This is a genomic window from Aliihoeflea aestuarii, from assembly GCF_024105665.1.
GTDB lineage: Bacteria > Pseudomonadota > Alphaproteobacteria > Rhizobiales > Rhizobiaceae > Aliihoeflea > Aliihoeflea aestuarii.
In genome coordinates this window covers 199,008-223,875 of sequence record NZ_JAAAMK010000003.1, presented here as the reverse complement: position 1 = coordinate 223,875, position 24,868 = coordinate 199,008, and the positions used below count along the sequence as shown (strand labels likewise).

The following is a 24,868-nucleotide window of genomic DNA, read 5'->3' as shown; positions in this document are numbered from 1 at the left end:
CGGCGGTTAGCCGGCGTCTTAAGGTTTCAGCGCTGCCGGGCAGCCACGAACTGTGCGGCCGCGATCAAAATGTCGGCGCGTGCGCCATAGGGTGCGAGCACGTCGGCGGCCTGCGCGACAAGGCCGCGCAACTGGCCGCGCGCCCAGTCCTCGCCGTGAAGCGCGGTCAGCGTGGCCTTGCCGGCGGCGGCGTCCTTGCCGGTCGCCTTGCCCATCGCCTCGGCGCTCCCCGTCCGGTCGAGAAGATCGTCGGCGAGTTGGAAGGCGAGGCCGATCGCCGAGCCGAACTCGCCCAGCCGCTCCACATCCGCTTTCGGCGCACCGGCCGCGATCGCGCCGGCCTCGCAGGCAAAACGGATCAGCGCGCCGGTCTTCATCGCCTGCAGGCGGATGATGCCGGCTTCGTCCGGCGCATCGCTTGCGGCGGACAGATCGAGCGCCTGTCCGCCCACCATGCCGCCGATGCCGGCCGCCGAGGAGAGCTTGCGCACCAGCGTCACGCGCGTTTCGGCGTCGAGTTCGGTCGCGGGGTCGGCGATGATGTCGAAGGCGAGCGTCAGGAGCGCGTCGCCGGCGAGAATCGCGGACGCCTCGTCGAACGCCTTGTGAACGGTCGGTTGGCCGCGCCTCAGATCGTCATCGTCCATCGCGGGCAGGTCGTCATGGACGAGCGAATAGGAATGCACGCATTCGAGCGCCGCGGCGACCCGCACCACAGCCTCGCCGTCGACGCCGAAAAGAGCGGCGCTTTCGAGCAGCAGGAACGGGCGCAGCCGCTTGCCGCCGTTGAGCACGCCATGGCGCATGGCGGCGAGAAGCCGCTCGGGGCGCGCCAGTTCTCCCTCTGCCGGGGTGGAGCCGAGGCAACTCTCCAGCATGGCTTCCACGCGCAGTGCGGTGCTGGCGAGCAGCGTTTCGAAATCGATGTCGGTCTGCATGCGTCAGGCAATCGCCTCAAATGAAGGCATGGTCAAGACGTTCGCCTCGAAGATTGCGCCTTATCGCCTGAGCGGTTAGACGATGACTTGTATCCGAATTTGGAAGAAACGGGTGGACGAGCCTGCAATCGAGGTCGAACCGCGCAGACGCGAAAGGCCGGAAGCCTTGGCGCTCCTGAAGCCGCGCCGCAAACGCGGCTCGCGCTTGCGCTGGCTATGGCGCGGCATCATGCTGCTCGTCGTCGTCGCGCTTCTTCCCCTGGCCTTGACGATGCTCTATCGCCTTCCCGCCGTGCCCGCGCCGTCCACGCTGATGGTGCGCGATGCGCTGACGTTCCAGGGCTACGACCGGCGCTGGATGCCGATCGACGAGATGGGCACGAACATCGTCTACGCCGTGATGATGTCGGAGGACGGCCAGTTCTGTGCCCATCAGGGTGTCGACTGGACCGCGCTCAACACGGTCATCGAAGGCGCGATGTCGGGCGAGCGCACGCGGGGCGCCTCGACCATCTCGATGCAGACGACGAAGAACCTGTTCCTGTGGCACGGCCGCTCGATGATACGCAAAGGCATCGAAGTACCGCTGTCGCTTTATGTCGATGCCGTCCTGCCCAAGAAGCGCATCATGGAAATCTATCTGAACATCGCCGAATGGGGTCCGAACGTTTACGGTGCGGAAGCTGCCGCGCAGTATCATTTCGGGCGTTCGGCGCGTGATCTGAGCGCCCGGCAGGCGGCGCTTCTGGCGGTGTCGCTGCCCAGCCCGCTGACGCGCAATCCGTCCAATCCGGGCCAGGGGCTCAACCGCCTCGCCAATACGATCGAAAGGCGCGCCGCGCAGGCGGGTGCCTATGTCGGGTGTCTGCGGTAGATGGATGCGCGAATGGAGATGGCGGGAGCGCTCTGAAAAATCTGCACGCCGAGTCTGGCCAAGCCGCCCCCATGCGTGTATAGGCACCGCAACCTTTCGCTTAAATTCGGCCAGTTGCAGGCCCTTGTCCCAAGGGCGGCGGCGGCCATCGACCGTTTACCGGAGCAGACAAATGGCAGTACCTAAAAGGAAGACCTCGCCTTCTAAGCGTGGCATGCGTCGTTCGGCCGATGCGCTGAAGTCGCCGACCTTCACCGAAGACAAGAATTCCGGCGAAATGCGCCGCCCGCACCATATCGATCTGAAGACCGGTATGTATCGCGGTCGTCAGGTGCTGACGCCCAAGGAAGGCTGAGCCTTTCCGAACGCATGAAAAAAGCCGGGCAATGCCCGGCTTTTTTGTTGCCTGATAAAAGCGCCGATCAGTGATCAGGCGTCGGTTCCGCGAACCATCTGGGTCGATTCCCAGCCTTCGCCGGCCGAAATGATACAGCTATTGCCATCGGTGCCGGTTGCAAGGATCGTCCACGACCCGCTGTCGGAGACGAAAATCTCGACGACCGCGTTCTGGTCGACCATGCCGACAGCAGTCACGTTTTCCTGGAACTGCTGTTCGAGCTCGGAAACGATGTGGCTGCGGTCGCTGCACATGTTCATGTTGAGCATGTTCGCGTTCATGGCCGGAAGCTGCTCGACGGGAGCGGATGTCTGGGCGGTCATGTCGGCGTTCGGGCTGGTCGCCGATGCAAATGGCAATGCGGTCAGAACCATCGCGGCCGCCGCTGCTGAAACGATAAATGCCGTACGTGCCATGATGGCACCTCCTGCGTTTCGGTCAGTGGGGAACGACGATCTACAAAATGCCCTGGCCCGACCCTGAAATCTGTGCATTTCCGCGCTTGGCGGTCTCGCGGAAACAAGGGTTGAGAAAAGGTATCCGTTCCATCACCATTTCGTGACGCTGCGACATGCGTTCTGATGGAACCCATAAGAAAACGGGCGCTCGAAGGCGCCCGTTTAAGATTTCAGAACGTGCTGCGAAGCGTCAGTTCATGGTCGGAATGACCAATTCCACACCGTCCTTGATGCCCCGCAACGCGCCCGCAGCCGCAGGCGAGGACGCGCAAAAGGGAACCGCCGGACGTCAGTTCATCGTCGGAATAACGAATTCCGCGCCATCCTTGATGCCTGACGGCCAGCGCGAGGTGACCGTCTTGGTCTTGGTGTAGAATCGGAAGGCATCGGGGCCGTGCTGGTTGAGGTCGCCGAAGCCGGAGGCCTTCCAACCACCGAAGGTGTAATAGGCGATCGGCACCGGGATGGGCACATTGACACCGACCATGCCGACCTGGACGCGGGCAGCGAAGTCGCGCGCGGCATCGCCGTCACGGGTGAAGATCGACACGCCGTTGCCGTATTCGTGCTCATTGGGCAGGCGGATCGCGTCTTCGTAGGTCTTGGCGCGCACCACCGACAGGACCGGGCCGAAGATCTCCTCCTTGTAGATCTTCATATCGGGCGTGACGTGGTCAAACAGGCAACCGGCCATGTAATAGCCGTTCTCATAGCCCTGCATCTTGAAGTCGCGCCCGTCGACGACGAGCTTCGCGCCTTCCTTCACGCCGCCATCGACGTAAGTCTTGATGCGCGACAGCGCGTCGGCGGTGACGACCGGGCCGAAATCGGCCGAGGCGTCGAGCGAGGAACCGATCTTCAGCGCCTCGACACGCGGAATGAGCTTTTCGACCAGCCGGTTCGCGGTCTCCTCGCCGACCGGGACGGCGACCGAGATCGCCATGCAGCGCTCGCCGGCCGAACCGTAGCCCGCGCCGATCAGCGCGTCGACCGTCTGGTCCATGTCGGCGTCGGGCATGATGATCATGTGGTTCTTGGCACCGCCGAAGCACTGGGCGCGCTTGCCGTTCGCCGTCGCGCGCGAATAGATATATTGCGCGATGGGCGTCGAGCCGACGAAGCCCACGGCCTTGATGTCGGGATCGTCGAGAATGCCGTCCACGACGTCCTTGTCGCCGTTGACGACGTTGAGGACGCCAGCCGGCAGACCGGCCTCGATGAACAGTTCGGCGATGCGCATCGGCACCGACGGGTCGCGCTCGGACGGCTTCAGGATGAAGGAATTGCCGGCCGCGATCGCCGGGCCGATCTTCCAGAGCGGGATCATGGCCGGGAAATTGAACGGCGTGATGCCGGCGACGACGCCGAGCGGCTGGCGCAGCGAATAGACGTCGATGCCGGGGCCGGCGCCGTCGGTATACTCGCCTTTCAAAAGATGCGGCGCGCCGATGCACACTTCGATGACTTCGAGACCGCGCTGGATGTCGCCCTTGGCATCGGGGATCGTCTTGCCGTGCTCGCGGGCGAGCATTTCGGCCAACTCGTCATATTCGTTCTGGACGAGGTCCAGGAACTTCATCAGGACGCGCACGCGGCGCTGCGGATTGGTCGCCGCCCAGCCGATCTGCGCTTCCTTCGCGTTCTCGACGGCCTTGCGCAGTTCCTCGCGCGAGGCGAGCGCCACCTTGCCGCGCACCGAGCCGTCCATCGGCTGCATGATGTCCGCCGTACGCCCGCTGGTTCCCGCGACGCGCTTGCCGCCGATGAAATGTCCGACCTCGATCATGACCGTTTCTCCCTTGTCTGGTTGGATCGCATTTTGACCCTTCAGCCTGCGAATGCAACGTCACGGCAGCGCAAGCCGCTGTGCAGGAATGCGTGCGCGCGAAATAAGGTGCAGCAATCGACGCAACGCGATATGGGAGACGACAAAGAGGGTTTTCGATGAACTGGGACGATATGCGCGTATTTCTCGCCGTGGCGCGCTCGGGGCAGATATTGGGGGCCGGCAAGCGCCTCGGCCTCAACCATGCGACCGTCTCGCGCCGCATGGTCGCGCTGGAGGCCGCGCTCGGCGCGAAGCTGCTCAACCGGCTGACGACGGGCTGCGAGCTGACGCCCGAGGGCGAACGCTTCTTCCAGGTCGCCGAGCGCATGGAAGCCGACATGATCGCGGCGCGCTCCGAGATTGCCGACGAGGGCGCCTCGCTTACCGGCACGGTGCGGATCGGCGCGCCGGATGGTTTTGGCGTCGCCTGGCTCGCCGGGCGCCTGCCGGAGTTTTCCGCCGCGCATCCCGATCTCGACCTGCAACTCGTGCCGGTGCCGCGCTCATTCTCGCTGTCGCGCCACGAGGCCGACATCGCGATCACCGTCGACCGGCCGACCGAAGGACGGCTGGTGGCGGTGAAACTGGTGGACTACACGCTGGCGCTCTACACCTCGCGCGACTACGCGGCGTCGCACGGCATGCCTGAAACCACGGACGATCTGCCGGGCCATCGGCTCGTCGGCTACGTGCCGGATCTGATCGTCAGCCCTTCGCTCGATTATGCGCGCCAGTTCCACCCGCAATGGGAGGCGCGGTTTTCGGTGTCCTCGGCGCTCGGGCAGGTGGAAGCGGTGCGCGCCGGGGCGGGCATCGGCATCCTGCATTCCTTCATCGCGCGCCGGCATGAAGATCTCGTCCAGATCGAGACGATCAAGCCGATCCGGCGCGCCTACTGGCTCGTCTACCACGAATCGGTCCGGCCGGTCCGGCGGATCCAGGCCGTCGCCGCCCATATCGCGCGCGCGGTCGAGAAAGACCGCGCATTGTTTTCCTGAACGGACACTTTCATGACGATCACCATCCGTGCTGCCCGCGAAGACGACTTGTTCGCGATCACCGCCATCTATGAAGACGCAGTATTGCACGGTACGTCGAGCTACGAGCTGACCGCGCCGGACCTTGCCGAGATGACGGCGCGTTTCGCCACCCTGACGGCAGGCGGATATCCCTATCTCGTCGCTGAGATCGACGGCGATATCGCCGGCTACGCCTATGCCGGCGCATTTCGCGCGCGTCCCGCCTACCGCTTCATCGTGGAGGATTCGGTCTATGTTTCACCGCGCCATAAGGGGAAAGGTGTCGGCCGTGCGCTGATGGAAGCCCTGATCGCGGAGGCGGCCCGGCTCGGCTTTCGCCAGATCGTCGCCGTCATCGGCGACGGGCACACCGACAGCGCATCCGTGAAGCTTCACGCCAAACTTGGATTTAAAGACGCCGGCAAGCTCGCCGGCACCGGCTACAAGCACGGCCGCTGGCTCGACACGGCGTTCATGCAACTCGCATTGAATGAAGGCGCCGATGCGCCGCCCGATCCGGCATCGTTGCCGGAACGGCGGTTTCGCGGCGAAATCTAGGAACCGACTGCCGCCAGCCGCTCCGGCAGCTTTTCCAAGGTCTCGGCGGTCGCATTGGCAAACGCGACGCGCAAATGGCGTTCGTTGCCCGCGCCGAAGAACGAGCCGGGGATCGTGATCACGCCCGCCTCACGCGCCAGCCGTTCCGCGACCTCGACGCTCGGCCGATCCTCGAAGGGATGGCGCAGGAAGGCGAAATAGGCGCCGACGGCGTCGAGCGTCCAGCCGTTCAGGCCCTCGAGCGCCGCACGCAGCACGCGCGCGCGTTTCGCGATCTCGGCGCGGTTGGCCTCGCGCCAGTCCGTCAGCGCCGGCAGGGCCTTCGCAACCGCCATCTGCGGCGCGCGCGGCGCGCAGATCTGGATGTTGTCCATTATCCTGGCGATCGCATCGACCATATGCGGCGACGCCGTCACCGCGCCAAGCCGGTGACCGGGAATGCAGAAGGATTTGGAGAACGAATAAAGCCCGATGAGATTGTCGCCCCACTGCGGATCGGAAAAGAGATCGTGCGGGCGCGTATCTCCCGTCGCCAGGAAATCGCGATAGGTTTCGTCGAGGATCAGCCAGATGCCTTTTTCGCGGCACAGCGCCAGAAGATCGGCGAGCAGGGCCGGCGGATAGACCGCGCCGGTGGGATTGTTGGGCGTGACGATCGCCAGCGCGCACACCTTGCCGTCGATGGCGGCGGCGACGTCTTCGACCGTCGGCAGGAAGCCGTTTTCGGCCCGGCATGTCACGTAACGCGGTGCGATGCCGAGCATGGCCAGCGTCGTCTCGTGGTTGAAATAGCAAGGATTGGTCATCAATATGGCATCGCCAGCGCCAGCGACCGCCATCGCTGCACTGACGAAAGCCTGGTTGCAGCCCGATGTGATGTGGACGTTTTCGGCCCCGATCGCCGCGCCGTAGAGGTGGCTTTGATGCTCACTGTATGCAGCACGCATCGCCGCCTCGCCCTCGATCGGCCCATAGCCGGTGGCGGCGACCGAGCCGGCGGCGTCCGCCAGCCATCCGAGCATGCGCGGCTCCGGCGGATAGCCGGGAACGGCCTGGCTCAGATCGATCAACGGCCCTCTATGCCCGTCATAGGCGCGGCCCCATGCCTGAACAAGGGGGATCGGCGGTGCCGACAGATCAGCGATCAGGGGATTGAGCGGAGCGGGACGGGACACGGGCGGCGAACCTCGATGAATGACGGATGCGTCAGCGCTACACCAGCTTGCACCCGCAATTCAACGCGCCTTACCGGGATGCTGAACTTTCCGTCGTCTCACCGGTTGAGGGGGCTGATCGTGAACCGGGCAATCGGGTGAGGTGAAAGATGAAGATCGCGGGCTTCCAGATGAAGAGCGTGCCGGGCGACGTGGGCGCCAATCTCGACAAGATCGCGGCTGCCGCGCGCGCGGCGACTGAGAAGGGCGCGTCGATCCTCGTCGTGCCCGAACTCGCGCTCACCGGCTACGGCGTCGGCAAGGCGGTGCGCGAGACCGCGCAGACGCTGGACGGCGACCAGATCGCCGGGCTTGCCGCCACGGCCCGCGAAACGGGCCTCACCATCGTCGCCGGTTTTGCGGAGCGCGACGGCGACATCGTCCGCAACAGCGCGGTCGTGGTCGATGGCGAGGCGTTGCCGATCGTCTACCGCAAGTGCAATCTCTACGGTCCCTACGAACGGGGGCTTTTCGAGCAGGCTAAGCCGGCGGCGGTCACCTTCGAAAAGGGCGGGCTGACCTTCGGTCTCCTGATCTGCTACGATGTGGAGTTTCCCGAGAACATGCGCCGGCTGGCCAGAGCCGGCGTCGACGCGGTTCTGGTGCCGACGGCGCTTCCGACCAGCGATCACGACGCTTTCATCGCACGCCAGATGGTGCCGGTGCGGGCTTTCGAGAACCAGGTCTTCCTCGCCTATGTCAATCACTGCGGCGCCGACGAACGCTTCGCCTATGCCGGGCTGTCGTCGATCGTCGCGCCGGACGGAACGCTGCTCGCCAAGGCGGGCGGGGACGAGGAAGCGTTGATCGTTGCGGAACTGACGCCGTCACGCTATGCGGATTCGGCCGAGGCCAATTCCTATCTGGCCGATCTGAATATTTGAGGAGTTCGCCATGACCATCACCCGCCACGAGACCGGCCCGCGCATGAGCCATGCCAACATCTTCAACGGCGTCGTCTATCTCGCCGGTCAGGTCGGCGACGGCGAGACGGTCAAGGCGCAGACGGAATCCATTCTCACGGAGATCGACCGGCTGCTCGCTGTGGCAGGTTCTTCGAAGTCGCGCATCCTGTCGGCGCAGATCTGGCTGTCCGACATGGCCGATTTCGCCGAGATGAACGCGGCGTGGGATGCCTGGGTCGATCCGGCGAACACGCCGGCCCGCGCGACCGGTGAAGCCAAGCTCGCCGCGCCGAAATACAAGGTCGAGATCATCGTGGTCGCTGCGCAGGACTAGCGCATGTCTCCCGAAAATGGGCACCGGTTTCGGGATAAAGACATGCGCAAAATAAGAAGCTGAAGCGCATGGAGCGAATCTGAAAGATCGCGGCGCGCTTCAGGCGCCGACGAGTTTCAGCTTCTTGTCGAAGATTGTGACGACGCGTGCAAGTTCGTGTCCGCGTTTCAAAATGACGCCGTTTGCGGCTACGACCGAAAAGGCGCCCTGCTTGCGAGCGAGCGCGGGGATCTTTGTGATCTGGAAGAGCGGCACTTCGCTGGTGCGGCGGAAAACGGAAAAGACGGCGCGGTCCTTCAGGTGATCGATCGCGTAATCGCGCCATTCGCCGGCGGCCACCATTTTCCCGTATAGCCGCAGGATCAGATCCAGTTCGAGGCGGTGAAACGTCACCGGAAGCTCCATGCGCTCGCGGCGCGCTTCATGAAGTGGAATGAGCGTTGCGGATGAATCGGCACCTGCGCCATGTCCGCCATCATTCATCGGCGAACCTCCTCGTGACAGTTTCGCGACATAGGAAGGTTCGCCTGCATGCGTGGCAATTGCAAGGTCAAAAGCGTCGTTGCACGAATGTCGCACCACACTCACGCCGCGGGACAGGCTGTCGGAATTGGTGATTGTCGGACTTATTCTTGCCGTAATTAATCCAAGTTGCAGCCCCAATCGAAGGCCAGTGTTCCCCCGTTGCCTGAGACGGTTCGGTCCGGCCCGGTGCCGTAACCCCAAGCCCCCCGCCCACGGGATCGACGTCGGATCGAACCAACTCGGTGACACTTCCTGAAAATCGATGAGACGACAACGGTGCGGCCGCCCGCTCCTTATGATCCTGCGCCGTGATGGATCAGCGCGGCGCCCCGGATCGCGCCCGGCAGGCCGTTGGGATTGATTTCCTGCACGAGCACGGCGACGCCGCCGCTTCCCTTCTTGCGCACGTCATGAAGCGGCAGGCGCAGTTCGCCCGCCTCTCCCTGCCACATTCCCGCGCTGTGGAACGCCTTGACCGGGTGAACGTAAGCATGCGAACGGCCGCGATTGTGTCCCTGTTTGATCTCGACTTCGGTGCGCTTGTCGAAATAGACGACCAGCACGCTCGCCTCCGTGCGCGCGACGCCTTTGCCGAGCGAAATCACCAGACTGTCGGATGTCAGCCGAAGATCGACCTTTACGGGCAAAAACCCGCCCATGCGCACGCGGCGCAGGGCCGCCTCGACCCGCTGGGGCTTCGATCCCTTGACGTCGCCCGCGCCGTTGATGACGATTTGTGGCGTATAGACCGACCGGTTGCCGAACAGGCGCGAATAGTCGCGCTGCCGATCGGTGTTCTCGGGCGTGGCGAGCGTGTCCTTCCAGCCCAGATAGTCCCAGTAATCGACATGGAAGCCGAGCGCGACGATGTCGCCGGCCTCGGCGAGTTCGGCCAGCTTGGCGTCGGCCTGCGGGCAGGAATTACAGCCCTGGCTGGTGAAAAGCTCGACCACGGCAACGGGCTTTTCGACGTCCGGCGAGGCCGACGCGGCAAATGTTCCAAACCCGGCTATCGCAAAGGCGATGAGCGCGAATGCGTGTCGCAGTCCCATGATCGATCCGGTTCAGGCAGGGCCGGAATGGCGCTGCCGCAATCGACATAAGGTTAGGCATTGCCGCAGGTCAACGGAAAGTAACGTTCGGGTGAGCCTTGCAATGACTTCCAAGAGAAAAGCCGGGGCGCGAACGCCCCGGCCTTCGTTCGAAATTGCAGAGGCGCGACGCGCTCAGGCCGCGAGGTCGCGCAGCACGTATTGCAGGATGCCGCCGTTCTTGAAGTAGTCCAGCTCGTCCAGCGTATCGATGCGGCACCAGATCGGAACGTCCTTCACCTGCCCGTCGGCATAGGTCACCTTGGCGACCATCTTCTGACGCGGCTTGATCGTCTCCAGGCCCTCGATGGTGACGGTCTCGTCGCCCTTGAGCGCGAGGTCCGCCCAGCTCGTGCCGTCTTCCAGAACGAACGGGATGACGCCCATGCCGACGAGGTTCGAGCGGTGAATACGCTCGAACGACTGCGCGATGACCGCGCGCACGCCCAGAAGGTTCGTGCCCTTGGCCGCCCAGTCGCGCGACGAGCCGTTGCCGTATTCGACGCCGGAGAAGATCACCAGCGGCACGCCTTCTTCCTTGTAGCGCATGGCCGCGTCGTAGATCGACATCTCCTCCTTGGAAGGGTAGTGGATCGTGTAGCCGCCCTCGCGCCCGTTTTCGCCCAGCATGTGGTTGCGGATGCGGATGTTGGCGAAGGTGCCGCGCATCATCACTTCATGATTGCCGCGACGCGTGCCGTACTGGTTGAAGTCGGCGACGCCGACGCCATGATCCGTCAAATAGGCACCAGCCGGAGAAGCCGCCTTGATCGAGCCGGCCGGGGAGATGTGGTCGGTCGTGATCTTGTCGCCGAAAAGGCCGAGGACGCGCGCACCTGAGATCGGAGCGACCTTGCCGTCGGCTTTCTTCTGCATGCCTTCGAAATAGGGCGGGTTCTGCACATAGGTCGAATTGTCGTCCCAGGTGTAGGTCTGGCCGGCCGAGACCTGCACCTTCTGCCAGTTCTCGTCGCCCTTGAACACGTCGGCGTATTTCTCGGCGAACAATTCGCGCGTGACGTTCTTCGCGATGAAGTCCTGAATCTCGGCCGAGGACGGCCAGATGTCCTTCAGGAAAACGTCCTTGCCGTCCTTGTCCTGGCCGAGCGGTTCGCTGGTCAGATCCTTGGTCACCGAGCCGGCGAGCGCGTAGGCGACGACCAGCGGCGGCGAGGCGAGGTAGTTCGCCTGCACGTCCGGCGAAACGCGGCCCTCGAAATTGCGGTTGCCCGACAGGACGGCCGCGGCGATCAGCCCCTTGTCGTTGATCGTCTTCGAAATCGGGCCCGGCAGCGGGCCGGAATTGCCGATGCAGGTGGTGCAGCCGAAGCCGACGAGGTTGAAGCCGATCTGGTCGAGTTCGGTCTGAAGGCCGGCGCGCTCCAGATATTCCGCGACGACCTGCGAGCCGGGCGCAAGCGACGTCTTCACCCATGGCTTCTGCTTCAAGCCGAGGCGGTTGGCGTTGCGCGCCAGAAGGCCGGCGGCGATCAGCACCGACGGGTTCGAGGTGTTGGTGCAGGACGTGATCGCGGCGATGGCGACGTCGCCATGGCCCAGATCGTAGTCCTCGCCCTCGACGGCGTAGCGGCGGTCGGTATCGGCCGTCTTCTTGTATTCCTTGCCCAGCGCCTCGGCGAAGCCCGTCGCGATGTCTTCCAGCGCGACGCGCCCCTCGGGACGCTTCGGGCCGGCCATGGACGGCACGACCGTGCCCATGTCGAGTTCCAGCGTGTCGGTGAAGACGAGGTCGGAGCCGTCGCCGTCGCGCCACATGCCTTGCGCCTTCGAATAGGCTTCGACCAGCGCGATGCGCTGCTTTTCGCGGCCAGACATGGTGAGGTAGTTGATCGTCTCGCCGTCGACGGGGAAGAACCCGCAGGTCGCGCCGTATTCCGGCCCCATATTGCCGATGGTCGCGCGGTCGGCGAGCGTCATGTTGCCGAGGCCCGAGCCGTAGAACTCGACGAATTTCCCGACGACGCCCTTCTTGCGCAGCATCTGGACGACGGTCAGCACGAGGTCGGTCGCGGTCACGCCTTCCCTGAGCTTTCCGGTCAGCTTGAAGCCGATGACTTCCGGCAGGAGCATGGAGACCGGCTGGCCGAGCATGGCCGCCTCCGCCTCGATGCCGCCGACGCCCCAGCCCAGAACGCCGAGACCGTTGATCATCGTCGTGTGCGAATCGGTGCCGACGCAGGTGTCAGGATAGGCGACGGTGACGCCGTCCTCTTCCTTCGTCCATACGGTCTGGCCGAGATATTCGAGGTTGACCTGGTGGCAGATGCCCGTGCCGGGGGGAACGACCCGGAAGTTGCGGAACGCCTGCTGGCCCCATTTCAGGAACTTGTAGCGCTCCTCGTTGCGCTGGTATTCGAGCTCGACATTGCGCGCGAAGGCGCGCGGCGTGCCGAATTCGTCGACGATGACCGAGTGGTCGATGACGAGATCGACCGGCACCAGCGGGTTGATCTTCTCCGGGTCGCCGCCGAGCGCGACCATCGCGTCGCGCATGGCGGCAAGGTCGACCACGGCCGGAACGCCGGTGAAGTCCTGCATCAGGACGCGCGCCGGGCGATAGGCGATCTCGACGCCGGCGGTGCCCTTGTCGTCCAGCCATCCGGCGACGGCCTGGATGGATTCCTTGGTGACGGAGCGTCCGTCCTCGTTGCGCAACAGGTTCTCGAGCAGCACCTTCATCGAGAAGGGAAGCTTCGAGATGCCGGCAAGGCCGTTCTTCTCGGCTTCAACGAGGTTGTAATAGGTGTATTCGGTGCCGTTCACGTCGAGCGTGCGGCGGCAATTGAAGCTGTCGAGTGATTGTGTCACGGGCGTTCCCTAACTGTCGGTACCGAGAGGGGACGAACGCCAGTGTGCATCACGCGCAAAGGTGCGGGTACGGTCATTTCCGCTGTCCGTCACCCCGCAACCCGGCCGTTCAAGGCGGCACGCGCGCTGGCTCGGCGCAAATTTGGTCCACACGCCGACCGCTGGCGTGGTTGCCGGTTCTATAGAGAATTTCTTATAAGAGTTCCAGAGTAGCGGGCGGGCAAAAATCGCCGCAGTAAAGATAATTGGCGGAAAGTATCAGGATGCGGCTGATTGCCGAGGCATTGTGCGGCGAACGCGGCGGCGAACCCGTGTTCGGCCCGGTCGACTTCGCGCTGGGACAAAGCGAGGCGCTTGTCGTCACGGGTGAGAACGGGTCGGGCAAGTCGACGCTTTTGCGCGTCGTCGCCGGTTTGTTGCCTTCTGCGTCCGGCGCTGTGCGGCTGGAAGGCGCTGAAGACGAGCAGGTCGCGTCCGCCGCGCATTATCTCGGCCACCAGAACGCGATGAAGACGGCGCTATCCGTCAACGAGAATCTCGATTTCTGGCGCGACTTCCATGGCGAACCGTTTTTGACCAACGAAGAAGCGCTGGACGAGGTCGGGCTGGCCGATCTCGGGCATCTGCCTTTCGGCTATCTTTCCACCGGGCAAAGGCGGCGCGTCTCCATCGCGAAGCTGCTCGTCAGCTATCGCCCGGTCTGGCTGCTCGACGAGCCGACCGCCGGCCTCGACGCCCGCTCCGAACGCCGCTTCGCCGCGCTGATGGCGGCGCATCTGGAGGATGGCGGAATCATCGTCGCCGCGACGCATATCCCGCTCGGGATCGAGGGGGCAACGAGCCTGGTGATGGGCGACCGCTGAAATGACGATACTTCTTCGCGCGCTCCTCTGTCCTGCCGGACATCTCCCCCGCAAGGGGGGAGATCAAGCACGTCATTCGCTTCGACAGCACTCCGATCGCCGCAAAGGCGGGGACAGGAAGAGCGTGATCTCCCCCGTTACAGGGGAGATGTCCGGCAGGACAGAGGGGGGCGTCGTAAAGCGCGTTGGCCGGGGTGTACCCTCATGCTAGCCCTCTTCATCCGCGACATACGTCTCGGCATTCGCGCTGGCGGCGGTGCGCTGGTGGGCGTCCTGTTCTTTCTTGCCGTCGTCGCGGTGGTGCCCTTCGGCGTCGGCCCGGACCTCAATCTTCTCGCGCGCATCGGCCCGGCCATGCTGTGGATCGGCGCGCTGCTCGCCGGATTGCTCGGTCTCGACCGGCTCTTTCAGGCCGACCGGGAGGACGGCTCGCTCGACCTCCTGATCCTTGGCGACACCCGCCACATGCTTGCCCTCACCGTCTTCGTGAAATGCCTTGCCCACTGGACCGCGAGCATTCTGCCGCTCGTCGTCGCCTCGCCGCTGCTCGGGCTGTTCATGAACATGGAACCGGTCGCGATCTTCGCGACATCGGCCACACTGCTCGCCGGAACCCCGGCCATCGCCTTCATCGGCGCGGTGGGTGCGGCGGTCGCCGTCGCCTTGCCGCGCGGCGGGCTGCTCGTGTCGGTGCTGGTCCTGCCGCTCGTCATCCCGGTGCTGATCTTCGGGGTATCGGCGGCCTATGGCGCGGCGAACGATCCGCAGCCTTTCCTGCCGCCGTTCCTGATCCTGTGCGCCCTGACGCTGTTCTTCGCCGTGATCGGCCCGTTCGCCGCCGCGCTCGCGCTGAAATCGGCGAGCGACTGACGCGACGACATCACGCACGGCAGGTTGATCGGCAGCGAATTGCGCCGCTTCCCGCTTGAAGCTATGTGAGGGACCATGAGCGATACGAGCGTTTCCGCCACGCGGCTGACCGATCTTGCCAATCCGACGCGTTTCATCGCGCTGGCGGACAGGCTGATCCCGTTCGCCTATGCGCTCGCCGCGATCCTGCTCGGCGTCGGTCTCTATATGAGCTTCACGGCGCCGGAGGATTACCAGCAGGGCATCACCGTGCGCATCATGTATATCCATGTGCCCTTCGCGTGGTTGTCCATGATGTGCTACTCGATCATGGCGATCTCGGCGCTCGGCACGCTGGTCTGGCGGCATCCGCTGGCCGATGTGGCGCTGAAGGCGGCCGCCCCGCTCGGCGCGGCGTTCACGCTTCTGGCGCTCGCCACCGGCTCGATCTGGGGCAAGCCCATGTGGGGGACGTGGTGGGTCTGGGACGCGCGGCTCACTTCCGTCTTCGTCCTGTTCCTGATGTATCTCGGCATCATCGCACTCACTCGCGCGCTCGACGATCCGGGGCGTTCCGCGAAAGCGGCTGCCATCGTCACGCTGGTCGGTTTCGTCAACATTCCGATCATCAAGTTCTCGGTTGACTGGTGGAACACGCTGCATCAGCCGGCCTCGGTCATCCGGCTCGACGGACCAACGATCCACTCCTCGATGCTCTGGCCGCTGCTCGTCATGGCCGCGGGTTTCACTGTGCTTTTCCTCGCATTTCACCTGACCGCGATGCGCACAGAAATCTGGCGTCGCCGCGTCTCGGCCATGCGCCGCCTTGCCGCGCGGCGCGCCGATGGAGGCGCGTCATGAATCATGTCGCCTTCGTTTCGGCCGCCTATGGGGTTACGTTTCTGGTTCTGGCCAGCATCGCGCTTTGGCTTTTCATCGACCATCGCGCGCGGAAGCGTGAACTCGCCGATCTCGAAGCGCGTGGCGTGCGCCGCAGGTCGGCGCAATGAGCATAGATAGTCGACCAACCCCGCGCCGCCGCCTGCCGCTTCTGGCAATCGTGCCGCTGGCGCTCTTTCTCGGGCTGGCGGGCGTTTTCCTGATCATGCTTCTGTCGGGCCGCGATGCATCGGTCGTCCCGTCCGCTCTGATCGGTGCACCGGCCCCGCAGACGAGCCTGCCGCCGCTCGAAGGCTCACCCCTGCCGGGCATCGAGAGCGCGTCGTTCGGCGGCGAACTGACGCTGGTCAATGTCTGGGCCTCCTGGTGCGCGCCGTGCCGTCAGGAACATCCGCTTCTGATGGACCTCGCCGAGGATGAGGGGCTGACCATTGCGGGTCTCAACTACAAGGACCGCCCCGAACAGGCCCGCAACTTTCTTGCCGAACTCGGCAATCCCTACGATGCGATCGGTGTCGACGGGTCGGGCCGCACGGCGATCGACTGGGGTGTCTACGGCGTGCCGGAAACCTTCTTGGTCGGCGCGGACGGCACGATCCTCTACAAGCATGTCGGCCCGTTCACGCCGCAATCGATGCGCGACGGGCTGATGGTCGCCATAGAACGCGCGCGTTCGGGCGGGTAGATGTTCGGTCCGGTATTTGCTGGAGCGGATTGAGGGTGAACCGTTGGGGCTGTGAGGTCCACGCCTTGCGGATGAACTCGTAAGGGGTGATGCCCTTGAGGGGCTTGAGCCTGCGACGAAGTCGGCGAGATGGCTGCGGAGCTGGTCGTGGTTTCGTAGTAGAGGCGCTTGACGGTGGTGTCCTTGATGGTGCGGTTCATCCTCTCGACCTGTCCATTGGTCCACGGCTCACCCTGGGGGCAAGGCCATTGAGCAAGGCGAGGCATTGTCCGTCGGCTCTTCGCGCAGAACCATTCTTGCGCTGTTCCGTTTCAGCATCATGCGAAAACATTCCGCCGGAGGCCCCATGAATGCACTCGTCAGGAAGCTGGAACATTTTTGTTCGTTCAACAAAGAGGAGCGTGCGGTTCTGGATTCCCTGTCAGAACTGCCGCTCGTCGTCGCCCCGCGTCACGACATCATCAGGGAGGGAGACAACCCGACAGGCGTCAATCTGATCGTCGACGGATACGCGGTGCGCTATAAGGCACTCGCAGACGGGCGACGGCAGATACTGGGCTATTTCGTGCCCGGTGACATTTGCGATCTGCGCGTCTTCATCCTGAAACGCATGGATCACTCCATCGCGACGCTGACGCAGGCCGAGATAAAGACCATCCCCGAAAAGCGCGTGGTCGAGGTCGTCGACCGCTATCCCCGCATCATGCGCGCGCTCTGGTGGGCAACCCTCGTAGAGGAATCGATCACGCGGGAATGGCTGCTTTCTATGGGCCAGCGGACCGCCGTCGAACGCTTCGCGCATCTGTTCTGTGAAATCTATCACCGCGCCCATGCCGTCGGCCTGGCGGATGGCCCGACCGTGCGGCTGCCGCTACGCCAGAGCGATCTGGCTGAGATGACCGGCCTGTCCGCCGTCCATGTCAACCGAGTCCTTCAGCAATTGCGCAAAAGCGGGGTCGTGAAATTCGACGGGCGCCTCCTCACCATCGTCAATCTGGAGCAATTGGAGGAAATTGCCCTTTTCGATCCGCTCTATCTTCACATGGGCGAGGGCAGGGCGGCGAAAGGTATCCAGGCCAAATCCGCCTGAGGAAGCCCCGCAGGCGGCGCCAGCGTGGCGAATTTGTGTCATCGGCGGGAACGAAGGGCAAATTGGCGTGTTGATGAGCAGCCACTAACATTGGGAGCATCATCATGCATGGCATCATCTATCTCGTCGGCCTCGTCGTGGTCGTTCTCTTCATCCTTTCGCTTCTGGGCCTTCGTTGAGCCATGATCGGAGAATCTCGATGACTCCTGAATACGGGGCTACCCCCACACCGCCTGTCGGCGCGACAGCCATCGCCACGGGCGACGAAAAATCGTATGTCGACTGGCCTGCCATCATCGGCGGTGCGGTTCTCGCGACCGCCATTTCCGTCGTTCTTCTCGCCTTCGGTTCGGCGCTGGGTCTCAGCTTGACCTCGGCCCGCGAGGGCAGCGGAATCTCGCTTGCCGCCTTCGCGATCGCTGCGGCGCTATGGCTTATATGGGTGCAGGTGTCGGCCTTCATGGCCGGCGGTTATCTGGCCGGCCGGCTGCGCCGGCGCAATTACGACGCGACGGAAGACGAATCCGATATCCGCGACGGGTCGCATGGCCTTCTCGTATGGGGGCTCGGCGTTCTGATCGGTGCGGTTCTGGCATTTTCGAGCGCCTCGGCGGTTCTCGGTACCGCGACCAACGCCGTCGGGTCTGCAGTGGGCGGTGCGGCATCCGGTGCCGCCTCGCTCGCTGAGAATATCGATCCCAATGCCATCCTGAGCGACAGGCTGCTTCGGCCCGGCACGGCGACAGACACAGCCGACACGGACTTGCGTGACGAGGTTGGCCGCATCTTGATCACCGCCGTCGCGGACGGCGAACTGGCGCAGGAAGATCGTGACTATCTGGCAAGCGTCGTCGCGGCCAGGACGGGCACCGACGAGGCTGAGGCACAGGCGCGCGTCGACCAGTTCTGGGCGCAGGCTCAGGAGCTTGAAGCAACTGCCCGCGAAACGGCCGAACGGGCACGTCGCGTGACCATGGTTGCGGCGTTCATTACCGCGGCCTCGCTTCTGATCAGTGCAGCCGGTGCCTATTTCGGCGCGGTCACCGGCGGCAATCATCGCGACCGGCAGACGGTCGTGCAGGGCTGGACCCGCCCCTGGTAACAGCGATCGCGTCGCCTTCGGACGCAAACGCCGTCCCGGTTCGACCGGGGCGGCGTTTTCTTATGAGCCGCGAAAACTTGACTCCGTGCGGCTTTTGAGGGAATAAGCCGCCAGTTCAAGCGACGAGTTACCGACTCCGAGCAGCCGACCGGGGCGCTTTCCGTATGCGGAAGGGCCGGATCCCGGAGGTCAACACCCGGCAGCGCCATGCGCCCCCGGGTGTCGTTTTGCTTTGTTCGGTTGGGTTTCGGTTGGGCATGCACTACCTCTCGGGCGATGACGCACGAGACCTGAAGGACGGATGATGTTCGAAAACCTGCAAGAGCGCCTTGGTTCGATCCTGAACGGCCTGACCGGCCGTGGCGCGCTGTCGGAAGCAGACGTATCGGCCGCGCTGCGCGAAGTGCGCCGCGCGCTGATCGAGGCCGACGTGGCGCTCGAGGTCGTCCGTTCCTTTACCGATCGCGTCAAGGCGAAGGCGGTCGGCGCGGAAGTCCTGAAGTCGATCAAGCCCGGCCAGATGGTCGTCAAGATCGTCCATGACGAACTGATCGAGATGCTCGGCGCAGAAGGCGAGACGATCGATCTCAACGCGCCCGCGCCGGTCGTGATCATGATGGTCGGCCTTCAGGGCTCGGGCAAGACGACGACGTCGGCCAAGATCGCGAAGCGGCTGACGGCGCGCCAGGGCAAGAAGGTCCTGATGGCCTCGCTCGACACGCGCCGCCCGGCCGCGCAGGAGCAATTGCGCCAGCTTGGTGAGCAGACGAGCGTACCGACGCTGCCGATCATCGCCGGCCAGTCTCCGGTCGACATCGCCCGGCGCGCGGTTCAGGCCGCTCGCCTCGGCGGCCACGACGTCGTCATCCTCGACACCGCCGGCCGCACCCATATCGACGAGCCGCTGATGGCCGAGATGGCGGAAATCCGCCAGGTCGCCAATCCGCATGAAATCCTGCTGGTCGCCGATTCACTGACCGGCCAGGACGCCGTCAACCTCGCCCAGAACTTCGACAGCCGCGTGGGCATCACCGGCCTCGTCCTGACCCGCATGGACGGTGACGGACGCGGTGGTGCGGCGCTTTCCATGCGCGCCGTCACCGGCAAGCCGATCAAGCTGATCGGCACCGGCGAAAAGATGGACGCGCTGGAGGAGTTCTACCCCAAGCGCATCGCCGACCGCATTCTCGGCATGGGCGACATCGTCAGCCTCGTCGAGCGCGCTTCCGAAACCATCGACGCCGAAAAGGCGCAGGCGATGGCGAAGAAGATGCAGTCGGGCAAGTTCGACCTGAACGACCTCGCCGACCAATTGCGCCAGATGCAGAAGATGGGCGGCATGGGCGGGATCATGGGCATGATGCCCGGCATGGGCAAGATGAAGGACCAGATCGCGACCGCCGGTTTCGACGACAAGACCTTCGCGCGCCAGATCGCCATCATCCAGTCGATGACGAAAGCCGAGCGCGGCAATCCCGACCTTTTGAAGCATTCGCGCAAGAAGCGCATCGCCGCAGGCTCCGGCACCGACGCCGCCGCGATCAACAAGCTCCTGAAGATGCATCGCCAGATGGCCGACATGATGAAAGCCATGGGCGGCAAGGGCAAGGGCGGCGGCATGATGCGCGCGGCCATGGGCGGTCTCGCCTCTAAAATGGGCCTCGGCGGAATGGGTGGTCTCGGTGGAATGGGCGGCGGCATGCCGGACCTGTCGAAAATGGACCCCAAGCAGCTCGAAGCCTTGCAGAAGCAGGTTCAGGCATCCGGTCTCGGCAAAGGATTGCCGGGCGGAATGGGCGGCGGGTTGCCGGGCCTCGGCGGCGGCGGTCTTCCGGGACTTGGCGGCTTGCCGGGCCTGCCGAAAGGCGGGAAGAAATGATCCCGACGCTGGAAACCGAACGCCTCTTGTTGCGCGGAATAAAGCCGGATGATTACGAGCCATTCGCTGCATTTTCGGCGACCGATGCGGCTCGTTTCGTGGGTGGAGCCAAAGACGGCCCGGCCGCATGGCGTTCGCTGGCGACGATCGCGGGATCGTGGACCTTGTGCGGATACGGTGAATTCGCCGTCGAGGAAAAGGGAAGCGGCCGTTTCATCGGCGTTGTAGGCCCGTGGTTTCCCGAAGGCTGGCCTGAGCAAGAGATTGGCTGGATCATATTTCCCGAGTTTCAAGGCAAGGGATATGCCAGCGAAGCCGCCGCTCGAACGCTCGCTTTCGCCTACCATGATCTCGGATGGACGACTGCCATATCCTGCATCGACAACGAGAACCTTCCCTCGCAGCGCGTCGCCGAAAAGCTGGGCGCCAGGCGCGACGGGGAAGCCGAGTTCAAACCTTACGGCATGATGCCCGTCTATCGGCATCTGCCACCATCCGAATTTTTCGCACGCCACGCGCAGGAGCCGGCATGACTGACACACCGGACGCACAGCGCGCCCGCGAAATCCTCGCGACCTACCGCGCGTCGATCGACAATATCGACGCCGCCTTGATCCACATGCTCGCCGAGCGCTTCCGCTGCACGCAGGCGGTCGGCAAGCTCAAGGCAGAACACGACCTTCCGCCCGCCGATCCGTCGCGGGAGAAGACCCAGATCGAACGGCTTCGCCGCCTGGCGAACGAAGCCAATCTCGACCCCGATTTCGCGGAGAAGTTTTTGAACTTCATCGTCCGCGAGGTCATCCGCCACCATGAGGCGATCGCCTCGGAAACCCGTTGAACCGAACATCCATCCCAGGAGAACAGAAATGGCACTGAAAATTCGTCTGGCCCGTGCGGGCTCCAAGAAGCGTCCCTACTACCACGTCGTCATCGCCGACGTCCGCTCGCCGCGCGACGGCCGTTTCATCGAGCAGGTCGGCTCGTGGAACCCGATGCTGCCGAAGGATGGTGAGCGCGTGAAGCTCAACGAAGAGCGCATCAAATACTGGCTCGACCACGGCGCACAGCCGACCGACCGCGTCCTGCGCTTCCTCGACCAGGCCGGCGTCGCCAAGCGCGACGAGCGCCAGAACCCGAAGAAGGCCGAGCCGGGCAAGAAGGCGCAGGAGCGCATCGCCGCCCAGAAGCAGGCCGAAGAGGATGCAGCCGCCAAGGCAGCCGCCGAAGCCGAAGCTGCAAATGCACCGGCCGAGGAAGCTTCAGAAGAAGCTGCTTCGTAAGTTTCTGTCGCTATCGACAGTCGAAAGCCCCGTCGGCACACGCCGGCGGGGCTTTTCGTTTCGGCCTGCATTAAAATTATCGTTGCGGCGAATGTCGGATCGGTCTTGTCTCTTGCGTCTTTCACGATGAGCACGAGGCTGGACATGCTGTACGCCATTTTATGCTACGACTACGAAGACGCCGTGGGCCAATGGTCCGACGAAGAGGACGCCGCCGTCATGGCGCGGCTCGATGCCGTCCTGCAGAAGGTCGAAAAGTCAGGCCGGCTCGGCCCGGTCGCCCGCCTCCTGCCGACCACGGCGGCGACCACCTTGCGCAAATCCGCCGGTGAACCGCTGATCATCGACGGCCCCTTCGCCGAGACCAAGGAGCAGTTCCTCGGCTTCTATCTCGTCGACTGCGCCGATCTTAACGAAGCCATCGCCTTCTCGAAGGAACTGGCTGAAGCCAATCCCGGCAACGGTTCCTACGAAATCCGCCCCGTCGGCTACGTGCGCCCGCAAGCCACGGAGTACGCGCGCGAATGAAAGATGCGGACACCATAGGAAGAACGCTTGCCGCCGCCCGGCCGCAGGCGGTCGGCGCGCTTTTGCGCTATTTTCGCGATCTCGACCGCGCGCAGGAAGCCTTTCAGGAGGCCAGCCTCAGGGCACTGAGGAACTGGCCGAAAAACGGCGCGCCGCGCGATCCGGCGGCCTGGCTGATCTTCGTCGGCCGCAATGTCGGCATCGACGCGGTGCGCCGAGACAAGCGTCTTGTCGCCTTGCCGGAGGAAGAGGCTCTGTCGGACCTCAGCGACGTGGAAACGCCACTGGTCGAACGTCTCGACGGCGCCGATTATCGCGACGACATCCTGCGCCTCCTGTTTACCTGCTGCGACCCGGCACTGCCGCCCGAGCATCAGGTGGCGCTCGCCCTGCGCATCGTTTCCGGCCTCACCGTTCCGCAGATCGCCCGCGCTTTCCTGATTTCCGAAGCCGCCATGGAACAGCGCATCACGCGCGCCAAGGCCAGGATCGCCGCCGCCGGTCACAAATTCGAAACGCCCGACGCCATCGCGCGGTCGCAGCGCGTCGGTGCGGTCGCCGCGATGATCTATCTCGTCTTCAACGAGGGCTACTCCTCGCGTCCCGAAAACGTCGCGGCGTCCAATGTGCTCGCCGAGGAAGCGATCCGGCTCGGACGCCTGCTTTTGCGGCTTTTCCCCGCGGAGCCGGAAATCATGGGCCTTCTGGCGCTCATGCTTCTTCAGCATGCGCGCTCGACCGCGCGCCTCGACGACCGGGGCGAGATCGTGCTTCTGGCCGATCAGGATCGCTCCCGCTGGAATGCGAAGATGATCGTGGAAGGGCTGGCGCTGGTCGACAAGGCGTTTCGTCATCGCCAGCCCGGCAGCTACCAGATTCAGGCGGCGATCGCCGCGCTGCATGCGCGCGCCGCACAGGCCCGCGATACCGACTGGACCGAAATCGAGCTTCTCTATCGCATGCTGGAGGCGGTCGAGCCGTCACCGGTCGTCACGCTCAATCGGGCCGCCGCACTTTCGAAGGTGAAGGGCCCGCAGGCCGCGCTCGACCTGATCGAACCGCTGGCTGACCGCCTGGCGGGCTATTTTCACTATCACGGCATGCGCGGCGGGCTGCTGGCCGAACTGGAACGCTGCCGCGAGGCGCGCGAGGCGTTCGATCGTGCGATCGCTCTTGCGCGCACACCGGCGGAAGCGGCCCATATCCGCCGCCATCTCGATGAGATGCAGGCATGACGGCGAGGTGCCTGACGGCGGACGGCTGTTCTGATTTTTTGGGATCGTTACGCTTGCCCGAACTGTCGGGGCCTGGATTCCTGTGACGAGCACAGGAATGACGGCGGAAAGCTTGCTGTCAATCGTCGATGCTGATCCTTTTTATGGCCACCCCTCCCGCCATCGTCATTCCTGTGCTCGTCACAGGAATCCAGGCCTCTACGGAAAATCGTAGGGTAAAGCATCCGGACGTTTCGGCGGCAGCCTGACGATCGCTCGACCCTCCGAGCGGGCTGTCGGTGAGCGTGATGTCGCCGCCATGCAGGCCGAGCCCTTACGCGGCCGATCTGGCTCGCTGCGCAAGAAATCCCGACATCAGGCGCAGCCCCTCGCGCAGCACGGCTTCCTCATTGGCATAGCCGATGCGCAGGAAGCCCTCCATGCCGAACGCGCTTCCGGGCGTCAGCATCACGCCGGTTTCAGTGAGCAGTGCCAGGCAGAATTCTTCAGACGACATCGGCAGCCGATAGCGCAGCATGGCCACCGTGCCCGATTGGGGCTTCACCCAGTCGATCAGCGTCTCGCGCTCGACCCATTCGGACAGGATGCCGAGATTCGTGCGGGTGATGCGGCGGCTGCGCGCCAGAACGGCATCGGCATTTTCCAGCGCGAGCGCGGCGAAGTGATCGTCGATCATGCCGACGCTGATCGTGTTGTAGTCGCGGTGGATGGACACCGCCTCGATGATTTCCTTCGGTGCACAGATCCAGCCGAGCCTGAGACCGGCCAGCGAAAACGCCTTCGACATCGAGCCGGTGCTGATCCCCTTCTCGTAGAGGTCTGCAATGGACACCGTCGCGCCCGGCCCGCTCTGGTCCGTGCCGCGATAGACCTCGTCGCACAGGACCCACGCACCGCAGCCGCGCGCGATCCCGACGATTTCTTCAAGCCCGGCGCGATCGATGAGCACACCGGTCGGGTTGTTGGGATTGGTCAGAACGATCAGCTTCGTCCCGTCAACGGCGAGCCGGGCGAGCTCATCCATATCGAGACGGAAATCATCCTCCCATCGCAATTCGAGCCGCGCGGTCTTCGCACCCATGCTTTCAGGGATCGATACGTGCTGCTGGTAGGTCGGAACCACCGAGACGACACGGTCGCCCGGCTCGATCAGCGCCTGATGGACGAGCGCGTTGGCACCCGCCGCCCCATGGGTGACGATGATGTTCTGCGGCTTCTGCCGGTCATAGAGCGCGGCAATCGCCGCGCGCAGACGATCGGACCCTTCGATCGCGCCGTAGGACAGCCGCATCTCCAGTAACGCATCGAGCTCGCTTTTTCCTCCGCCGGAAATCTCCAGGAGTTCGGCGACCGTCAACGAATCGACGCATGTTTCGGCCAGATTGAACGCGCACCCGGTTTCATGCGCGTTCATCCAGATTTCGACGGCGAACGGATCGATCTTCATGGCCACTCTCTCCCGAATTTCCCGCCGAGAATCGTGA

At 64.1% G+C, this 24,868-nt stretch carries 27 protein-coding genes and 1 pseudogene; 19 read left to right on the top strand and 9 right to left on the bottom strand.

The genetic code is table 11. The features are described 5' to 3' along the window. Window positions 1–26: 26 nt before the first annotated feature. Window positions 27–938 (bottom strand): polyprenyl synthetase family protein, encoded by a 912-nt coding sequence (locus tag GTW25_RS08715; RefSeq protein ID WP_252911660.1) that lies wholly within the window; start codon window positions 936–938, stop codon window positions 27–29. A gap of 112 nt (window positions 939–1,050) precedes the next feature. Between GTW25_RS08715 and mtgA the strand changes: the two genes are divergently transcribed. Further along, the gene (gene mtgA / locus GTW25_RS08710; RefSeq protein ID WP_372493101.1) at window positions 1,051–1,812 is read left to right on the top strand and encodes a monofunctional biosynthetic peptidoglycan transglycosylase; all 762 of its coding nucleotides are present in this window, start codon (window positions 1,051–1,053) and stop codon (window positions 1,810–1,812) included. Window positions 1,813–1,984: 172 nt separating this feature from the next. Continuing rightward, window positions 1,985–2,167 (top strand): 50S ribosomal protein L32, encoded by a 183-nt coding sequence (rpmF, locus tag GTW25_RS08705; RefSeq protein WP_024587246.1) that lies wholly within the window; start codon window positions 1,985–1,987, stop codon window positions 2,165–2,167. Between the two features lie 74 nt (window positions 2,168–2,241). Here rpmF and GTW25_RS08700 read toward each other — a convergent pair whose 3' ends face one another. Next, window positions 2,242–2,625, bottom strand: a complete 384-nt coding sequence (locus GTW25_RS08700) for a hypothetical protein (RefSeq protein ID WP_252911659.1) — start codon at window positions 2,623–2,625, stop codon at window positions 2,242–2,244. Window positions 2,626–2,956: 331 nt separating this feature from the next. Further along, a complete protein-coding gene (locus GTW25_RS08695; RefSeq protein ID WP_252911658.1) occupies window positions 2,957–4,453 on the bottom strand; it encodes a CoA-acylating methylmalonate-semialdehyde dehydrogenase in 1,497 nt (498 codons plus the stop codon). 158 nt (window positions 4,454–4,611) lie between these two features. On the opposite strand from GTW25_RS08695, the gene GTW25_RS08690 reads away from it, so the two are divergent. Together GTW25_RS08690 and GTW25_RS08685 are read left to right on the top strand one after the other, a co-directional pair. Next, entirely contained in the window at window positions 4,612–5,493 is an 882-nt protein-coding gene (locus GTW25_RS08690) for a LysR family transcriptional regulator (RefSeq protein WP_252911657.1), read from the top strand. A 12-nt stretch (window positions 5,494–5,505) separates the two neighbouring features. After that, complete coding sequence (locus tag GTW25_RS08685; protein WP_252911656.1) at window positions 5,506–6,072, top strand: GNAT family N-acetyltransferase; 567 nt, start codon at window positions 5,506–5,508, stop codon at window positions 6,070–6,072. On the opposite strand, the gene GTW25_RS08680 is transcribed toward GTW25_RS08685, so the two are convergent. Then, complete coding sequence (locus GTW25_RS08680) at window positions 6,069–7,247, bottom strand: aminotransferase (RefSeq protein ID WP_252911655.1); 1,179 nt, start codon at window positions 7,245–7,247, stop codon at window positions 6,069–6,071. The genes GTW25_RS08685 and GTW25_RS08680 overlap by 4 nt on opposite strands. A gap of 149 nt (window positions 7,248–7,396) precedes the next feature. Here GTW25_RS08680 and GTW25_RS08675 point away from each other — a divergent pair, with 149 nt between their 5' ends. Both GTW25_RS08675 and GTW25_RS08670 read left to right on the top strand, forming a co-directional pair. Next, entirely contained in the window at window positions 7,397–8,170 is a 774-nt protein-coding gene (locus tag GTW25_RS08675; RefSeq protein ID WP_252911654.1) for a carbon-nitrogen hydrolase family protein, read from the top strand. A 10-nt stretch (window positions 8,171–8,180) separates the two neighbouring features. Continuing rightward, complete coding sequence (locus GTW25_RS08670; RefSeq protein ID WP_252911653.1) at window positions 8,181–8,525, top strand: RidA family protein; 345 nt, start codon at window positions 8,181–8,183, stop codon at window positions 8,523–8,525. A 99-nt stretch (window positions 8,526–8,624) separates the two neighbouring features. Here the strand turns inward: GTW25_RS08670 and GTW25_RS08665 are convergent, their stop codons facing one another. From GTW25_RS08665 to acnA, 3 genes are all read right to left on the bottom strand, one after another. After that, window positions 8,625–9,008 (bottom strand): DUF2794 domain-containing protein, encoded by a 384-nt coding sequence (locus GTW25_RS08665; protein WP_252911652.1) that lies wholly within the window; start codon window positions 9,006–9,008, stop codon window positions 8,625–8,627. 335 nt (window positions 9,009–9,343) lie between these two features. Next, window positions 9,344–10,102 (bottom strand): DUF1223 domain-containing protein, encoded by a 759-nt coding sequence (locus GTW25_RS08660; protein ID WP_252911651.1) that lies wholly within the window; start codon window positions 10,100–10,102, stop codon window positions 9,344–9,346. Between the two features lie 174 nt (window positions 10,103–10,276). Further along, window positions 10,277–12,970, bottom strand: a complete 2,694-nt coding sequence (gene acnA, locus GTW25_RS08655; RefSeq protein WP_252911650.1) for an aconitate hydratase AcnA — start codon at window positions 12,968–12,970, stop codon at window positions 10,277–10,279. 263 nt (window positions 12,971–13,233) lie between these two features. On the opposite strand from acnA, the gene ccmA reads away from it, so the two are divergent. The 5 genes from ccmA to GTW25_RS08630 all read left to right on the top strand — a co-directional run bounded on the left by ccmA (window position 13,234) and on the right by GTW25_RS08630 (window position 16,267). Further along, entirely contained in the window at window positions 13,234–13,833 is a 600-nt protein-coding gene (ccmA, locus tag GTW25_RS08650) for a heme ABC exporter ATP-binding protein CcmA (protein ID WP_252911649.1), read from the top strand. 204 nt (window positions 13,834–14,037) lie between these two features. Further along, on the top strand, window positions 14,038–14,703 hold the full coding sequence (gene ccmB, locus GTW25_RS08645) for a heme exporter protein CcmB (protein WP_252911648.1): 666 nt from the start codon (window positions 14,038–14,040) through the stop codon (window positions 14,701–14,703). A gap of 75 nt (window positions 14,704–14,778) precedes the next feature. Continuing rightward, window positions 14,779–15,543, top strand: a complete 765-nt coding sequence (locus tag GTW25_RS08640) for a heme ABC transporter permease (RefSeq protein WP_252911647.1) — start codon at window positions 14,779–14,781, stop codon at window positions 15,541–15,543. Next, a complete protein-coding gene (ccmD, locus tag GTW25_RS08635; RefSeq protein ID WP_252911646.1) occupies window positions 15,540–15,692 on the top strand; it encodes a heme exporter protein CcmD in 153 nt (50 codons plus the stop codon). Before GTW25_RS08640 ends, ccmD begins: the two co-directional genes overlap by 4 nt. After that, window positions 15,689–16,267 (top strand): DsbE family thiol:disulfide interchange protein, encoded by a 579-nt coding sequence (locus GTW25_RS08630; protein ID WP_252911645.1) that lies wholly within the window; start codon window positions 15,689–15,691, stop codon window positions 16,265–16,267. Before ccmD ends, GTW25_RS08630 begins: the two co-directional genes overlap by 4 nt. Here GTW25_RS08630 and GTW25_RS08625 read toward each other — a convergent pair. Then, a pseudogene (locus tag GTW25_RS08625) lies at window positions 16,203–16,494 on the bottom strand (hypothetical protein); the annotation flags it as partial. The gene GTW25_RS08630 and the pseudogene GTW25_RS08625 sit on opposite strands and share 65 nt — an antisense overlap. Before the next feature lie 119 nt (window positions 16,495–16,613). Here GTW25_RS08625 and GTW25_RS08620 point away from each other — a divergent pair. The 8 genes from GTW25_RS08620 (at window position 16,614) to GTW25_RS08585 (ending at window position 23,384) form a co-directional block, all read left to right on the top strand. Beyond that, window positions 16,614–17,357 (top strand): Crp/Fnr family transcriptional regulator, encoded by a 744-nt coding sequence (locus tag GTW25_RS08620; protein WP_252911644.1) that lies wholly within the window; start codon window positions 16,614–16,616, stop codon window positions 17,355–17,357. Between the two features lie 199 nt (window positions 17,358–17,556). After that, a complete protein-coding gene (locus tag GTW25_RS08615) occupies window positions 17,557–18,459 on the top strand; it encodes a hypothetical protein (RefSeq protein WP_252911643.1) in 903 nt (300 codons plus the stop codon). A 304-nt stretch (window positions 18,460–18,763) separates the two neighbouring features. Continuing rightward, window positions 18,764–20,338 (top strand): signal recognition particle protein, encoded by a 1,575-nt coding sequence (ffh, locus tag GTW25_RS08610; RefSeq protein WP_252912050.1) that lies wholly within the window; start codon window positions 18,764–18,766, stop codon window positions 20,336–20,338. Further along, window positions 20,335–20,871: a GNAT family N-acetyltransferase gene (locus tag GTW25_RS08605; RefSeq protein ID WP_252911642.1), complete on the top strand. Its 537-nt coding sequence runs from the start codon at window positions 20,335–20,337 to the stop codon at window positions 20,869–20,871. The genes ffh and GTW25_RS08605 overlap by 4 nt, the downstream gene beginning before the upstream one ends. Continuing rightward, window positions 20,868–21,179: a chorismate mutase gene (locus tag GTW25_RS08600; protein ID WP_252911641.1), complete on the top strand. Its 312-nt coding sequence runs from the start codon at window positions 20,868–20,870 to the stop codon at window positions 21,177–21,179. The genes GTW25_RS08605 and GTW25_RS08600 overlap by 4 nt, the downstream gene beginning before the upstream one ends. 28 nt (window positions 21,180–21,207) lie before the next feature. Further along, entirely contained in the window at window positions 21,208–21,621 is a 414-nt protein-coding gene (gene rpsP / locus GTW25_RS08595; protein ID WP_252911640.1) for a 30S ribosomal protein S16, read from the top strand. A gap of 144 nt (window positions 21,622–21,765) precedes the next feature. Next, window positions 21,766–22,149, top strand: coding sequence for a YciI family protein (locus GTW25_RS08590; RefSeq protein WP_252911639.1), 384 nt, complete (start codon window positions 21,766–21,768; stop codon window positions 22,147–22,149). Next, window positions 22,146–23,384: an RNA polymerase sigma factor gene (locus tag GTW25_RS08585; protein ID WP_252911638.1), complete on the top strand. Its 1,239-nt coding sequence runs from the start codon at window positions 22,146–22,148 to the stop codon at window positions 23,382–23,384. Before GTW25_RS08590 ends, GTW25_RS08585 begins: the two co-directional genes overlap by 4 nt. 313 nt (window positions 23,385–23,697) lie before the next feature. On the opposite strand, the gene GTW25_RS08580 is transcribed toward GTW25_RS08585, so the two are convergent. Continuing rightward, window positions 23,698–24,831 (bottom strand): aminotransferase, encoded by a 1,134-nt coding sequence (locus GTW25_RS08580; RefSeq protein ID WP_252911637.1) that lies wholly within the window; start codon window positions 24,829–24,831, stop codon window positions 23,698–23,700. Window positions 24,832–24,868: the final 37 nt, after the last annotated feature.

Coding starts and splice junctions, on each gene's coding strand:
- GTW25_RS08715 (WP_252911660.1), bottom strand. CDS start 938: ATGCAGACCGACATCGATTTCGAAACGCTGCTCGCCAGCACCGCACTG.
- rpmF (WP_024587246.1), top strand. CDS start 1,985: ATGGCAGTACCTAAAAGGAAGACCTCGCCTTCTAAGCGTGGCATGCGT.
- GTW25_RS08700 (WP_252911659.1), bottom strand. CDS start 2,625: ATGGCACGTACGGCATTTATCGTTTCAGCAGCGGCGGCCGCGATGGTT.
- GTW25_RS08695 (WP_252911658.1), bottom strand. CDS start 4,453: ATGATCGAGGTCGGACATTTCATCGGCGGCAAGCGCGTCGCGGGAACC.
- GTW25_RS08690 (WP_252911657.1), top strand. CDS start 4,612: ATGAACTGGGACGATATGCGCGTATTTCTCGCCGTGGCGCGCTCGGGG.
- GTW25_RS08685 (WP_252911656.1), top strand. CDS start 5,506: ATGACGATCACCATCCGTGCTGCCCGCGAAGACGACTTGTTCGCGATC.
- GTW25_RS08675 (WP_252911654.1), top strand. CDS start 7,397: ATGAAGATCGCGGGCTTCCAGATGAAGAGCGTGCCGGGCGACGTGGGC.
- GTW25_RS08670 (WP_252911653.1), top strand. CDS start 8,181: ATGACCATCACCCGCCACGAGACCGGCCCGCGCATGAGCCATGCCAAC.
- GTW25_RS08665 (WP_252911652.1), bottom strand. CDS start 9,008: ATGAATGATGGCGGACATGGCGCAGGTGCCGATTCATCCGCAACGCTC.
- GTW25_RS08660 (WP_252911651.1), bottom strand. CDS start 10,102: ATGGGACTGCGACACGCATTCGCGCTCATCGCCTTTGCGATAGCCGGG.
- ccmA (WP_252911649.1), top strand. CDS start 13,234: ATGCGGCTGATTGCCGAGGCATTGTGCGGCGAACGCGGCGGCGAACCC.
- ccmB (WP_252911648.1), top strand. CDS start 14,038: ATGCTAGCCCTCTTCATCCGCGACATACGTCTCGGCATTCGCGCTGGC.
- GTW25_RS08640 (WP_252911647.1), top strand. CDS start 14,779: ATGAGCGATACGAGCGTTTCCGCCACGCGGCTGACCGATCTTGCCAAT.
- ccmD (WP_252911646.1), top strand. CDS start 15,540: ATGAATCATGTCGCCTTCGTTTCGGCCGCCTATGGGGTTACGTTTCTG.
- GTW25_RS08630 (WP_252911645.1), top strand. CDS start 15,689: ATGAGCATAGATAGTCGACCAACCCCGCGCCGCCGCCTGCCGCTTCTG.
- GTW25_RS08620 (WP_252911644.1), top strand. CDS start 16,614: ATGAATGCACTCGTCAGGAAGCTGGAACATTTTTGTTCGTTCAACAAA.
- GTW25_RS08615 (WP_252911643.1), top strand. CDS start 17,557: ATGACTCCTGAATACGGGGCTACCCCCACACCGCCTGTCGGCGCGACA.
- ffh (WP_252912050.1), top strand. CDS start 18,764: ATGTTCGAAAACCTGCAAGAGCGCCTTGGTTCGATCCTGAACGGCCTG.
- GTW25_RS08605 (WP_252911642.1), top strand. CDS start 20,335: ATGATCCCGACGCTGGAAACCGAACGCCTCTTGTTGCGCGGAATAAAG.
- GTW25_RS08600 (WP_252911641.1), top strand. CDS start 20,868: ATGACTGACACACCGGACGCACAGCGCGCCCGCGAAATCCTCGCGACC.
- rpsP (WP_252911640.1), top strand. CDS start 21,208: ATGGCACTGAAAATTCGTCTGGCCCGTGCGGGCTCCAAGAAGCGTCCC.
- GTW25_RS08590 (WP_252911639.1), top strand. CDS start 21,766: ATGCTGTACGCCATTTTATGCTACGACTACGAAGACGCCGTGGGCCAA.
- GTW25_RS08585 (WP_252911638.1), top strand. CDS start 22,146: ATGAAAGATGCGGACACCATAGGAAGAACGCTTGCCGCCGCCCGGCCG.
- GTW25_RS08580 (WP_252911637.1), bottom strand. CDS start 24,831: ATGAAGATCGATCCGTTCGCCGTCGAAATCTGGATGAACGCGCATGAA.